The sequence below is a fragment of the Solicola agrisoli genome, from assembly GCF_049059935.1.
Classification (GTDB): Bacteria; Actinomycetota; Actinomycetes; order Propionibacteriales; family Nocardioidaceae; genus JAURVT01.
The window spans coordinates 1-11,574 of record NZ_JBMGQR010000101.1 but is presented as its reverse complement, the minus strand read 5'-3'; the positions used below and the strand labels follow the sequence as shown (position 1 = coordinate 11,574).

Genomic DNA, 11,574 nt, shown 5'->3' with positions numbered 1-11,574 from the left:
CGACGAGCGCGTCGATGCCGACGTAGACGACGCCGGTCGCCGCCTCGAGGAGCCGCGCGGGATCGTCGACCACCGGGGGCACCACGAAGGTCCAGACGACGACGAGGACCCCGAGCGAGAGCAGCGAGGCGTCGAGCCACAGCACGGGGCCGGCGTGGTGGGCCACGCGACGCACCATGATCACGGCGAACAGCAGGACGAGCCCGTAGGCGGCGAGCGCGAGCAGCTGCGGCAGGACGGTGGGGAGCGACGCGCCGGTGAGCACGGCCTGACGGGCGAGCTCGGACAGCACGAAGAGCGCGGCGCACCCGGCCAGGCACCAGCGCAGCACCGGGAGGTCGAGATGCCGACGCCCGCCCCACCACGCGGCCACGACGGCGGACGCGGCGACCACGCCCGAGACGCCGGCACCGAGGACACCGTCCCCGCCGAGCACGAAGAGCGCGACGACCACGGGGATCGCGCCCACGGCGGACCACGAGAGGGCGCGAGCCGACGGTCGCCTGGTCGTGTGCACGTCCCCCTGATCGGCCGGACCGGCGCGGAACCGAGGGAAACCGGAGGAGATCCGGAGGATCAGCTCCGGCACGGGCCGGTGGAGCGGCGGACGACGAGCTGCGTCGGCAGCACCCGGGTCGGGACGTCGCGGGGGCCGTGGCCGGGCGTCAGCGACGTCAGCGACTCGATCGCCCGGACGCCGGCGTCGCGGGTGCGCTCGGCGAGGGTCGTCAGCGGCGGGTGGCAGAAGTCGGCGCCGAACACGTCGTCGAAGCCCACGACGCTCACGTCGCCGGGCACGTCGACGCCCCGGTCGGCCAGGCGGCTCAGGACGCCGATGGCGAGCATGTCGTTGTGCGCGACCACGGCGGTGTGGCCGGCGGCCAGCACCGCGTCGGCGGCCGACGGCCCCGCCGACTGGTCGGGCACGAACGGTCCGAACCGCGTGGCCGACAGCCCCGTCGCCGCGGCCGCCGCGCTCAGCCCCGCCCAGCGGCGGGCACCGGACCACGACTCCGGTGGCCCGCCCAGGAACGCGAACGACCGGTGCCCGAGGCAGGCCAGGTGCTCGACGATCTGACGGGTGCCGTCCTCGTAGTCGGCGACCACGGCCGGGATGCCCGTCGACGCGCGGTTGACGAGCACCAGCGGGTTCAGCTCGGCGGCACGCCGCAACGCGTCGTCGGGCAGCCGCGACGCGCTGAGCACGAACCCGTCGACGGCCGGTCCGAGGCGCCGGACCAGCTGCTCCTCCTGGGCCGCGCTCTCCTGCGAGTCGCCGAGCACGAGCGTGAGCCCGGCCTGACGTGCGGCGTGCTCGGCGCCCTTGATCACGCCCGAGAAGTAGGGGTTGGTGATGTCGGGGACGACGAGCGCGACGGTGTTGCTGCGCCCGGACTCCAGCGCCTGGGCCGCCGGGTTGGGTGCGTAGCCGAGCTCCTCGGCCACCGCGAGCACGTGCTCGCGGGTGCGGTGGTTGACCCGTCCGGGGTTGGTGAACGACCGCGAGACGGTGGATGCCGCGACGCCCGCGGCGCGGGCGACGTCGGTGATCGTGGCCCGCCGACGAGGTGAGGGAGACACCGGGCCAGGTTATGGCAACTTTTGGCAAACGATTGCCATGTGACCGCGACCACTCTTAGCGTCGCGTCAGCCGGTCTGACGAGACGGGCGTCACAGCACTGACAGGCACCGCACCGTCGGACACCGCGCCACACCTGGAGGAACAGATGAGCACCAGCACCCACGAGAGGCGGACGCCCGGCAAGGCCGCGCTCGCCGCCTGGAGCGGCAGCGCGCTGGAGTACTACGACCTGGCGATCTACGGCACCGCCGCGGCCCTGGTCTTCCCCAAGATCTTCTTCCCCGAGGGCAACGACCAGGCCGCGACCATCGCCGCGCTCGCGACGTTCGGTGTCGCGTACGTCGCGCGTCCGATCGGCTCGTTCCTGATGGGCCACATCGGCGACCGGGTCGGGCGCAAGGTCATCCTGATCGGCACGCTCCTGCTGATGGGGGTCTCGACCTTCCTCATCGGCTGCCTGCCCACGTACGGCCAGGTCGGCATGCTGGCGCCCGCGCTGCTCGTCCTGCTCCGGCTGATGCAGGGCCTGTCGGCCGCCGGCGAGCAGGCCGGCGCCAACGCGATGAGCTTCGAGCACGCACCCGACGACCGCCGCGGCTTCTTCACCAGCTTCACCCTCAGCGGCACCCAGGGCGGCCAGATCCTGGCCCCGGCCGTGTTCCTGCCGCTCGCGGCGATCCTGCCCGAGGACCAGCTGCTCTCGTGGGGCTGGCGGGTGCCGTTCCTGCTGAGCTCGGTGCTGCTCGTCGTCGGCTTCATCATCCGTCGCTCCCTCGAGGAGACGCCCGAGTTCAAGGAGGAGGTCGCCGCCGCCGACGCGTCGGTCGCCCCCGCCCCGCGCACCCCGCTGAGCGAGCTGTTCCGCGACCACTGGCGCAACGTGCTGCGCGTCTTCTGCGCCGCGTTCATCGCGATGGTCAACACGATGTTCCAGGTCTTCGCGCTCAACTTCGCCACCGCCGACGAGTACGGCATCGGCATCAGCAACACCACCATGCTGTGGCTCGCGATCGTCGCCAACGGCGTCGCCATCGCGGTCATCCCCCTGTGGGCCCGGCTGTCGGACCGCGTCGGTCGCAAGCCGGTCTTCGTCACCGGCGTCGTGGCCAGCGCCGTCCTGGTCACCGCGTTCCTCGGCGCCATCGCGGACGGCAACGTGCCGCTGATGTTCGTGCTCGGCGTCGCGCTGGCCGGCGTCGCCTACTCGATGCCCAACGCGGTGTGGCCCGCCACCTACTCGGAGTACTTCCCGACCTCGGTGCGCCTGTCGGGCCTGGCGATCGGCACCCAGTTCGGCTTCGCCCTGGCCGGCTTCACGCCCACCATCGCCGGTGCGCTGATGGCCGGTGACGCCGACAACTGGTGGCGCGTCGCGGCGTTCTCCGTGCTCGCCTGCGTCATCTCGGCCACGGCCGTCCTGACGGGCCCCAAGGCCACCCACCTGCTGCCCACCGCCGACCTCGGACCCGTCCGCGAGCGCCGCGGCAGCCTCGCCAAGGCCGCCTGATGGACGCGGTCACGGTGCCGGGCCCCGACCGGACCTCCTACCTGCTCGGGCTGGTCGGCCAGGGGATCGGGGCGTCGCTCACCCCGGCGATGCAGGAGCGCGAGGGACGCGAGTCCGGGCTGCTCCTGAGCTACCGGATCATCGACGCCGACCGGGTCGGGGTGGGGGTGGACGACCTGGGCGAGCTGCTGGCATGGGCCCGGCGCCTCGGCTTCGACGGCCTCAACGTCACGCACCCGTTCAAGCAGGCGGTCGTCCCGCTGCTGGACGACCTCTCGCCCGACGCCGCCGACCTCGGCGCCGTCAACACGGTGGTCTTCCGCGACGGGCGGCTGCTCGGCCGCAACACCGACTGGTCGGGGTGGTCGCGGGCCTTCCGCCAGGTGCTGCCCGACGCCGTGGAGGACCGCGCCGTCCTCGTCGGCGCCGGAGGAGCGGGCGTGGCCGTCGGGTACGGGCTGCTCGCGCAGGGCGCCGAGCACGTCGCCGTCGTCGACAGCGACCACGACCGCGCCGAGGCGTGCGCCGTCCGCCTGGCCAAGCGCTTCGGCGACGACCGCGTCACGGCCGTCACCGACCTCGAGCGGGCGCTGGCCGACGCGGGCGGCGTCGTCAACGCCACCCCGCTCGGGATGCTCGGCCACCCGGGCGTCTCGGTGCCCGCGCGGCTCGTCGACGAGCGGCTGTGGGTCTCCGACGTCGTCTACTTCCCGCTCGAGACCGAGCTCGTGCGGCTCGCCCGCGAGCGCGGCTGCCGCGTCGTCACCGGCGGGGGCATGGCCGTGCAGCAGGCCGTGGGCGCGTTCGAGCACTTCACCGGACGGGCGCCCGACGGCGACCGCATGGCCCGGCACTTCGCCGAGCTGACCGCCTGATGCACCGCGGCATCGCGACGGTCTCGCTCAGCGGTCGGCTCGGCGACAAGCTCGACGCCGTCGCGGCCGCGGGCTTCGACGGCATCGAGCTGTTCGACAACGACCTCGTCTCGTCCGACCTGTCGCCGGCAGAGGTCGCCCGTCGCTGCGCCGACCTCGGGCTGTCGATCGACCTGTTCCAGCCGGTGCGTGACGTCGAGGGCGTCCCGCCGGAGCGGTTCGACGCCGTGCTGCGTCGCTTCGCCACCAAGCTCGGCGTGATGGCCGAGCTGGGTGCGACCACGGTGCTGTGCTGCTCGAACGCCGGCCCGGACGCCGTCGACGACCCCGACCTCAGCGCCGCCCAGCTCGCGCGCCTGGGCGACCTCGCCGCGGACGCCGGCGTGACGATCGCCTACGAGGCGCTCGCCTGGGGACGTCACGTGAGCCGGGTCGGGCAGTCGTGGGAGGTCGTCAGGCGCGCCGACCACCCGGCGGTGACGCTCGCCGTCGACACGTTCCACATGCTGTCGCGCGGCGACGACGGTGCCGCGCTCGCGGGCGTCCCGGGCGACCGGATCGGCTTCCTGCAGGTGGCCGACGCGCCCGCGCTCGACATGGACGTGCTCGAGTGGAGCCGGCACTTCCGCTGCTTTCCCGGCCAGGGGACGCTCGACGTCACCGGCGTGGTGGCCGCGACCCTGGAGGCCGGCTACCGCGGGCCGCTGTCGCTCGAGGTGTTCAGCGACGTCGTCCGCGAGGCCGACCCGCAGGTGACGGCGCGCGACGCGATGCGCTCGCTGATCCACCTCGAGGACCGCCTCGCCGGCGTCGTCCGGGGCGACGCCGCCCGTCTGGTCTCCGCGGCCCCCGCGCCGGCCCGGCGCACCGACGCGGCGTTCGTCGAGCTGGCCGCCACCGCCGCCGACGACCCGTCCGACCTGCTCACGGGGCTCGGCTTCACCGTCGCCGGCCGCCACCGCACCAAGCAGGTCACCTGGTGGAGCCAGGGCGGGGCGCACGTCGTGGTCAACCACGACCCGGTGCCGACGACGCTCGCCGGTGCCGCCACGGCGCTGGGCGTGGTGGCGCCGCCCGTCGCGTCGGTGGCCGCCCGCGCCGACGCGCTGCTGTGGCCGGCGCTCGCGCGCACCCGTGGCGACGGCGAGGCACGACTGCCCGGCATCACCGCGCCGTCGGGCGTGCACGTGTTCGTGAGCGCCGAGCCGGGCGACGACGACAGCTGGCGCGACGACTTCGAGCCCGCGGACGCGGCGCCGTCCGCGTCCACCTGGGTCGGGCTCGACCACGTGGGCATCGCCGTGCCGTCCGACGTGCTCAACGAGGAGGTGTCGTTCCACCGGACACTGCTCGGGCTGGAGCCGGGGCGGGTGGAGGAGTTCATGGAGCCGCACGGACGGCTGCGCAGCCGCGCGCTGCGCCCGTCGACCGGCGACCTGCGCGTCGTCCTCAACGTCGCCGACACCTCGGGCTCGCAGCGACCGCGCGGGATCACCCAGCTCGCCTTCTCGTGCACCGACCTGCGCGCGGAGGCGGTGCGGCTGCGCGAGGCCGGCGTGCCGCTGATGGCGGTGCCCGACAACTACTACGTCGACCTCGTCGCCCGGTTCGGCCTCGACGACGACGCCGTCGCCGACCTGCGCGACCACGGCCTGCTCTACGACCGCATCGGCGACGGCGAGTTCCTCCACCTGTACACCCCGGTGCTCGGCACGGGCTTCTACGTCGAGCTGCTCGAGCGCCGCGGCGGCTACGACGGCTACGGCCAGGCCGACACCCACGTCCGCCTCGCGGCCCAGTCCCGCTGACCTCGGGCGTCGCTCGTTCACCAGGAGGTCCTGGTAACCGGTCGCGAACCGTGGCAGATCCGCCGTGGTTCGCGACCGTCTGCCGTGGTTCGCGACGCCGCGACCGCCGCCGGCTGCCGTTCGGCGCCCGCTCCGCCCCGCCCCTACTGTCGAAGGAGGGTTCGACCACGAGCCTCCGATCGGCCTCCTGGCCACCACGAGCGGAGCCTCACGACCATGCAGCCGCCCTCCTCCACCGGACGCGAGCCCGGTGACCTGCCCCTCGCGCGCGGTCCGGTGAGCCGGCTCGTGCTGGACCTGCTGACCGGCGACCCGGACGGTGCGCACCCCCTGGTGCACCTCGACCCGGACGGAACCGACCCGCTCGCCGACGAGGACCTCCAGATCGCGCTCTGGGCCTGCTACGAGCTGCACTTCCGCGGCTTCACCGGCGTCGACCCCGAGTGGGAGTGGGCGCCGGCCCTGCTGCACGTGCGACGCCAGATGGAGAAGGTCGTCCTCGACCACCTGTTGGACGCGGTGGCCCTCGAGGTCGACGAGGCGATGGCCGCCCCCGGCGACCTCGCGACCCGGTTCTTCGACCTCACCGAGAGCTTCCCCGGCCCCGCGCTGTCGTCGGTGGTCGGACGCCAGGCCGACCGCGACCAGGTGCTGGAGTTCCTCGCGCACCGCAGCGTCTACCAGCTCAAGGAGGCCGACCCGCACACGTTCGTCGTGCCGCGGCTCGAGCCCACGCCCAAGGCGACCTTCATGGAGATCCAGTTCGACGAGTACGGCGCCGGTCGTCCCGATCGCGTGCACCAGCGCCTGTTCGCCAAGACGATGGCCGCCGCCGGCCTGGACGACGGCTACGCCGCCTACGTCGACGCCGTGCCGGCGCAGACCCTCGCGCTCGGTAACATCGTCTCGCTGCTCGGCCTGCACCGCCGCTGGCGCGGCGCCGCGGTGGGTCACCTCGCGGCGGTCGAGGCCACCAGCTCGCTGCCGTGCCGCCTGTACGCCTCCGGCGTCCGACGGGTCGGCCTGGACGACGAGGTCGCCGTGTTCTTCGACGAGCACGTCGAGGCCGACGCCGTCCACGAGCAGCTCGCCGTCCGCGGCATCTGCGGCAGCCTGGTCGAGGGCGAGCCCGAGCTGGAGCGCGACGTCTTCCTCGGTGCGGCGTTCCTCCTGCACGGCGAGGTGCGCTTCGCCGAGATGCTCCTGGCCGCCTGGGCCGACGGCACGAGCGCCCTCGCGTCCCAGCCGGTCCGCGAGAGCGTGCCCGCATGAGCGACGTGCCCCGGGCCCTCGGCGCCGACGTCCGCACGCAGGTCTGCCCCGGCGGTCCGCTGCTCGTCCGCGGCGCCGAGCAGGTCGTGGCCGTCGACGGATCGGTGCACGAGGTGCTGCGGCCCGTCGTCGCCCTGTGCCGCTGCGCGGTCTCCACCCGGGCGCCCTGGTGCGACGGCGCGCACAAGATGCTGCCCCCGGCGCGCCGTCCCGGGGCGGACGCGTGACGTCGGCCCCGCTCGCGCGCACCGCCTGTTTCGGCGGCCTGGCGATCGCGTGGGACGAGCGCGTCCTCGAGCCGCGCCCGTGGACGATCGCGCAGCCGCAGTGGCTCGCCGAGCTCTCGTCCGACGCACCCGACGGTCCCGCGCTCGAGCTGTTCTGCGGCGCCGGGCAGATGGGTCTGGCGCTCGCCCGGCTCACCGGACGCCCGACGGTGCTCGGCGACCTCAACCCGGTGGCGTGCGACTTCGCCCGGGCCAACGCCGCGGCGGCGGGGCTCGACGTCGACGTCCGACACGCCGCCGTCGACGCGACCGCCCGCGACGACGAGAGGTTCGCGCTGATGCTCGTCGACCCGCCGTGGGTGGCCTCGGCCGACGTCGGCGTGTTCCCCGACGACCCGACCCTCGCCATCGACGGCGGACCCGAGGGCCTCGACCTCGCGCGCACCGCCCTCGACGTCATCGACCGTCACCTGGCCCCCGGCGGTCAGGCCGTGCTGCAGCTGGGCTTCGCCACGCAGGTCGACGACCTGTGGCGCACGACGTCCACCGGGCTGGAGCTCGTCGCCGTCCGCGACCACCGACCGGGCGGCGTCCTGGCACACCTGCGCGCACCGCGATGACAGGGTCGCCGCGGGCCGACGTCCCGGTCGCCGACGGTGGCGCGCTCCCGCGCTGGGTCGGCCCGGTGTCGCTCGCGGCGCGCCTCGGCGGACGCGCCCGCCGCGCCCGCGCCCTGCACACGCACGGGCTCGTGCTCACCGGCCGCTGGGAGCCGGCCCCCGACGTGCAGGACCCGTGGCCGCGCACCGGGTCGGACGTCGTCGTGCGGCTGTCGCGCGGCGTCAGCGTCACCTCCCGCGGGCCCGACCTGCTCGGCCTGGCGTTCCGTCGTGTCGCGGCGGACGGGTTCGACGTCCTGATGTCCTCGTGCGCCGGCGCCGGCCCGCTGCTGCGGGTGCCGCCGGCACCGGCCCGCTCGTGGGGCAGCGCCACGTACAGCACGCTCGCGCCCTACCAGGTCGGCCCGCGCTGGACGTGGCTGCTGGCATCGGCGAGCGGCACGGCCACCGCCGGCGCCAGCACCGACCACGACCGCACCCGCGGCGAGGCGACCGTCTCGCTGTCCGCGGTGTCACGCGACGGCCGGCACGACGTCGCCACCCTCACCGTCACCCCCGACCCCACGGTCGAGGTCGAGTCCTTCGACCCCGTGACGCACCACCCGACCGACGCCGTCCTGGCCCCACGCTGGCTGGGCGCGGTGCGCGAGGCGGCGTACAGCGGCAGCCGTCGGGGCTCCGGCCGGGTCGACCAAGGAGCCTGAGCCATGAAGATCGTCGTCACCGGAGCCAGCGGCAACGTGGGCACCGCCCTGCTGCGCCACCTCGCCAGCGCGCCCGAGCAGCACGAGGTGGTCGGGGTGAGCCGGCGCCGCCCGCCCGAGGTCGCGCCGTACGCCGGCGTCGCATGGGTGGAGGCGGACCTCGCCGAGCCCGAGGCGGCGGGCGCGCTCACCCGCGCGATGGCCGGTGCGGACGCGGTGGTGCACCTCGCGTGGGGCTTCCAGCCGTCGCACGACCTGGAGTACCTCAACCGGCTGGGCCTGCAGGGGACGGCGTCCGTGCTCGAGGCCGCGATCGCCACCGGCGTCGGCCACGTCGTGCACATGTCGTCCCTCGGGGCCTACTCCCCGCGCGTGGACGACGCCCGCGTCGACGAGTCGTGGCCCACCGAGGGCGTGCCCGGGTCCACCTACTCGATGCAGAAGGCGGCGGCCGAGACGCTCCTCGACGGGTACGAGGACCGTTCCGGGCTGACGATCGCGCGGCTGCGTCCCGGCCTGGTGATGCAGGCCGCGGCCGCCAGCGCGCTGCTGCGCTACGGGGTGCCGTCGTGGCTGCCCGCGTCGGTGCTGCGGCACGTCCCGGTGCTGCCGGTCGACCGCGGGCTGCGCATCCAGGTGATCCACGCCGACGACCTCGCCGACGCGATCGTGCGGGTGCTGGACCAGCGGGCGTCCGGTGCGTTCAACCTCGCCGCCGAGCCGTCGGTCGGGCGCGACGACGTCGCGGGCGTCCTGTCGGCGACGCCCGTGCACGTGCCTCGCCAGGTGCTCCGTGCGCTCGTCGACGTCAGCTGGCGGCTGCGCGTCCAGGCGCTCAACCCCGGTTGGATCGACCTCGCGTTCGGCGTGCCGCTGATGGACACCGGACGCGCCCGCCGCGAGCTCGGCTGGGCGCCGTTCCGCAGCTCCACCGACACGCTCGCCGAGACCATCGACGCCATGTCGCACGAGCGTGGTGGCGACAGTCCCGTCCTGCGTCCCCGACGGTTCGTCGAGCAGGTGGCCTCCGCGCTCCGATCGGGCACCGTCGCGACCCGTCACCGACCTTGACGGCGGATGGCGGGTCCCCCAGCTCCTCGGGAGGTCGGTCGTGCGACTCCTCCTCGGCGCCGCGATGACGCGCCGCGCGAGAGGTCTCAGCCGCGACGCGTCGTGACCGACGTGCGGAGGAAGTCGAAGACCGAGTTGGCGTCCTCGTCGCCGCGCATCGCGCGCAGCGCGGTCTGCCGGGCCGCGTAGCTCTGCTTGTCGTAGGCGCCGACGTCGGTGACCTGGCGGCCGGCCGACGCGCCGAGGCACGACTGGGGCACGACGATGCGGATGAACCCACGCGAGCCCTGCCGGACCTTCGTGGTCGCGGCCGGGCATCGCAGCTGCGTGACGTCGTCGCCCTCGCCGACCGCACCGCTCAGCTGGTAGCGGCCCTTCGCCACGGGCACCACCTGCAGGTACGAGCTGGTGTCGCCGTCCGCGCTGTTGGAGGAGAACACGATGACGCTCGTGCGGCGCTTCTGCACGGTGGTCAGACGGACGGTGACGGCCAGCTTGGTCGAGGTGTTCTGGATCTTGACGCTGCGGATGTCGAACCGCGCCGGTGCCTCGCCGACGGTGTCCTTGCGGACCTTGGTCTGGGCCGAGGCGGGGGAGCCGAGGAGGCCGACGGCCACCCCCATGACGACGAGGGACACCAGGAGTCTGTGCATGTGCGCAGACTAGGCGGTGGGTGTCCGATTCGTCGGACCCGCGTCCGTCCCGGTGCGGCGTCGCCGACGTCTCACGTCAGCCGCCGCTCGAGGTGGACGCGCACCTGCTCACCCGCCTCGGTCTTGCCGATGGCCGCGGTGAGCGCCTTGCGCAGGGGCAGCCAGTGGGGTCCGTCGCCGGACGGCATCAGGGTGGCGGCGAACGGGTGTCCGTCCAGCGTCCCCTCGACCTTCACGGCGCGGCCGGTGCCGAGCAGCTCCGCCGAGCCGGGCACCGTCAGGTAGGTGGCGAAGGCGCCGCCAGTCTGCAGCGGGGCGGTGAAGGCGTGGTCGAGCGGCTGCGGCTCGAGCGCGCCGCTCACGGGGCCACCGCCCGCGCCGCGGCCTCGACCCGGTCGCGGTAGGCACGCCAGCCCGGTGCGTCGGACGGAGCGCGTCCCTGGCCGGTGTTGTCGAGCCGGTCGTCGCCCTCGAACTGGCCGACCGATCCGTCGACGAGCTCGCGGACGACGTCGGCGTGGCCGGCGTGGCGGGTGGTCTCGGCGAGCACGTGCACCAGCACCTGGTGCAGCGTCATCCGGGGCTGCGGGAGCCAGGGGGCGAAGCCCGGTGCGTCGAGGTCGAGCGAGGCCGTCACCGCGTCGGCGTGGCGCCAGGCACGGCGGTAGTCCGCGACGAGGCCCTCGCGCGTCTCGTCCGGCCGGGCCCACCGGTCGACGAACAGCTCGGCGTCCTCGGCCAGCCACTCCGGGGCGTCCTCGACCTCGCGGCCGAGGACGAAGCCGAAGTACAGCAGCTCGACCCCGGTCAGGTGCTTGACCAGGCCGAGCAGGTTGGTGCCCGCCGGCGTCAGCGGACGGCGGACGTCGACCTCGCCCAGTCCGTCGAGCTTCCACACGACGGCCTCGCGCGCGCCCTGCAGGTGCGAGAGCAGGTCGGCCTTGGGGTCGGGGGCGGGTGGCTGGTGCATGCGGTGGTCCTTCGCGTCGATGGTCCGGTCGGAGATCGAGACGCCGCGACTGTGGCAGAGTCATCGCTCGTGAGCGAGATTCCTGTGGACCTCGTCCGCGGGGACGGGTCCGACGCCGACCTCGACCTGGCCCGTCGGGGCGACGACGCCGCGTTCGACCGGCTCGTCGCGCCGCTGCGCCGCGAGCTGCACGCGCACTGCTACCGGATGCTCGGCTCCACGCACGACGCCGACGACGCGCTTCAGGACGCGCTGCTGCGCGCGTGGCGCGGCCTCGACGGGTTC

14 protein-coding genes are annotated in these 11,574 nt (G+C 74.4%); 9 read left to right on the top strand and 5 right to left on the bottom strand.

Translation table 11 applies throughout. The features are described 5' to 3' along the window. The coding region (locus tag ACI6PP_RS21425; RefSeq protein WP_421113739.1) for a hypothetical protein at positions 1–469 on the bottom strand (469 nt) is incomplete at its 3' end. Positions 470–576: 107 nt separating this feature from the next. Further along, on the bottom strand, positions 577–1,581 hold the full coding sequence (locus tag ACI6PP_RS21420; RefSeq protein ID WP_421113738.1) for a LacI family DNA-binding transcriptional regulator: 1,005 nt from the start codon (positions 1,579–1,581) through the stop codon (positions 577–579). A 146-nt stretch (positions 1,582–1,727) separates the two neighbouring features. On the opposite strand from ACI6PP_RS21420, the gene ACI6PP_RS21415 reads away from it, so the two are divergent. The 8 genes from ACI6PP_RS21415 to ACI6PP_RS21380 all read left to right on the top strand — a co-directional run bounded on the left by ACI6PP_RS21415 (position 1,728) and on the right by ACI6PP_RS21380 (position 9,666). Then, positions 1,728–3,089: an MFS transporter gene (locus tag ACI6PP_RS21415; RefSeq protein WP_421113737.1), complete on the top strand. Its 1,362-nt coding sequence runs from the start codon at positions 1,728–1,730 to the stop codon at positions 3,087–3,089. Beyond that, on the top strand, positions 3,089–3,964 hold the full coding sequence (locus ACI6PP_RS21410) for a shikimate dehydrogenase (protein ID WP_421113736.1): 876 nt from the start codon (positions 3,089–3,091) through the stop codon (positions 3,962–3,964). The genes ACI6PP_RS21415 and ACI6PP_RS21410 overlap by 1 nt, the downstream gene beginning before the upstream one ends. Beyond that, positions 3,964–5,772 (top strand): sugar phosphate isomerase/epimerase and 4-hydroxyphenylpyruvate domain-containing protein, encoded by a 1,809-nt coding sequence (locus ACI6PP_RS21405; protein ID WP_421113735.1) that lies wholly within the window; start codon positions 3,964–3,966, stop codon positions 5,770–5,772. The genes ACI6PP_RS21410 and ACI6PP_RS21405 overlap by 1 nt, the downstream gene beginning before the upstream one ends. Before the next feature lie 216 nt (positions 5,773–5,988). Next, a complete protein-coding gene (locus tag ACI6PP_RS21400) occupies positions 5,989–7,044 on the top strand; it encodes an iron-containing redox enzyme family protein (RefSeq protein WP_421113734.1) in 1,056 nt (351 codons plus the stop codon). Continuing rightward, complete coding sequence (locus tag ACI6PP_RS21395; protein ID WP_421113732.1) at positions 7,041–7,271, top strand: CDGSH iron-sulfur domain-containing protein; 231 nt, start codon at positions 7,041–7,043, stop codon at positions 7,269–7,271. Before ACI6PP_RS21400 ends, ACI6PP_RS21395 begins: the two co-directional genes overlap by 4 nt. Beyond that, on the top strand, positions 7,268–7,891 hold the full coding sequence (locus ACI6PP_RS21390) for a methyltransferase (protein ID WP_421113731.1): 624 nt from the start codon (positions 7,268–7,270) through the stop codon (positions 7,889–7,891). The genes ACI6PP_RS21395 and ACI6PP_RS21390 overlap by 4 nt, the downstream gene beginning before the upstream one ends. After that, positions 7,888–8,595 (top strand): hypothetical protein, encoded by a 708-nt coding sequence (locus ACI6PP_RS21385; protein WP_421113730.1) that lies wholly within the window; start codon positions 7,888–7,890, stop codon positions 8,593–8,595. Before ACI6PP_RS21390 ends, ACI6PP_RS21385 begins: the two co-directional genes overlap by 4 nt. 3 nt (positions 8,596–8,598) lie before the next feature. After that, entirely contained in the window at positions 8,599–9,666 is a 1,068-nt protein-coding gene (locus tag ACI6PP_RS21380) for an NAD-dependent epimerase/dehydratase family protein (RefSeq protein WP_421113729.1), read from the top strand. An 86-nt stretch (positions 9,667–9,752) separates the two neighbouring features. On the opposite strand, the gene ACI6PP_RS21375 is transcribed toward ACI6PP_RS21380, so the two are convergent. The 3 genes from ACI6PP_RS21375 to ACI6PP_RS21365 all read right to left on the bottom strand — a co-directional run bounded on the left by ACI6PP_RS21375 (position 9,753) and on the right by ACI6PP_RS21365 (position 11,289). Next, complete coding sequence (locus ACI6PP_RS21375; protein WP_421113728.1) at positions 9,753–10,319, bottom strand: hypothetical protein; 567 nt, start codon at positions 10,317–10,319, stop codon at positions 9,753–9,755. Positions 10,320–10,390: 71 nt separating this feature from the next. Further along, a complete protein-coding gene (locus tag ACI6PP_RS21370; RefSeq protein ID WP_421113727.1) occupies positions 10,391–10,681 on the bottom strand; it encodes a DUF1905 domain-containing protein in 291 nt (96 codons plus the stop codon). Next, complete coding sequence (locus tag ACI6PP_RS21365; protein WP_421113726.1) at positions 10,678–11,289, bottom strand: DinB family protein; 612 nt, start codon at positions 11,287–11,289, stop codon at positions 10,678–10,680. Before ACI6PP_RS21365 ends, ACI6PP_RS21370 begins: the two co-directional genes overlap by 4 nt. Positions 11,290–11,358: 69 nt before the next feature. Here ACI6PP_RS21365 and ACI6PP_RS21360 point away from each other — a divergent pair. Continuing rightward, a partial coding sequence (locus tag ACI6PP_RS21360; RefSeq protein WP_421113725.1) for a sigma factor occupies positions 11,359–11,574 on the top strand: 216 nt, incomplete at its 3' end.

Bases quoted from the DNA above. Each gene is read 5' to 3' on its own strand.
- ACI6PP_RS21415 (WP_421113737.1), top strand. From the start codon at position 1,728: ATGAGCACCAGCACCCACGAGAGGCGGACGCCCGGCAAGGCCGCGCTC.
- ACI6PP_RS21410 (WP_421113736.1), top strand. From the start codon at position 3,089: ATGGACGCGGTCACGGTGCCGGGCCCCGACCGGACCTCCTACCTGCTC.
- ACI6PP_RS21405 (WP_421113735.1), top strand. From the start codon at position 3,964: ATGCACCGCGGCATCGCGACGGTCTCGCTCAGCGGTCGGCTCGGCGAC.
- ACI6PP_RS21400 (WP_421113734.1), top strand. From the start codon at position 5,989: ATGCAGCCGCCCTCCTCCACCGGACGCGAGCCCGGTGACCTGCCCCTC.
- ACI6PP_RS21395 (WP_421113732.1), top strand. From the start codon at position 7,041: ATGAGCGACGTGCCCCGGGCCCTCGGCGCCGACGTCCGCACGCAGGTC.
- ACI6PP_RS21385 (WP_421113730.1), top strand. From the start codon at position 7,888: ATGACAGGGTCGCCGCGGGCCGACGTCCCGGTCGCCGACGGTGGCGCG.
- ACI6PP_RS21380 (WP_421113729.1), top strand. From the start codon at position 8,599: ATGAAGATCGTCGTCACCGGAGCCAGCGGCAACGTGGGCACCGCCCTG.
- ACI6PP_RS21375 (WP_421113728.1), bottom strand. From the start codon at position 10,319: ATGCACAGACTCCTGGTGTCCCTCGTCGTCATGGGGGTGGCCGTCGGC.
- ACI6PP_RS21365 (WP_421113726.1), bottom strand. From the start codon at position 11,289: ATGCACCAGCCACCCGCCCCCGACCCCAAGGCCGACCTGCTCTCGCAC.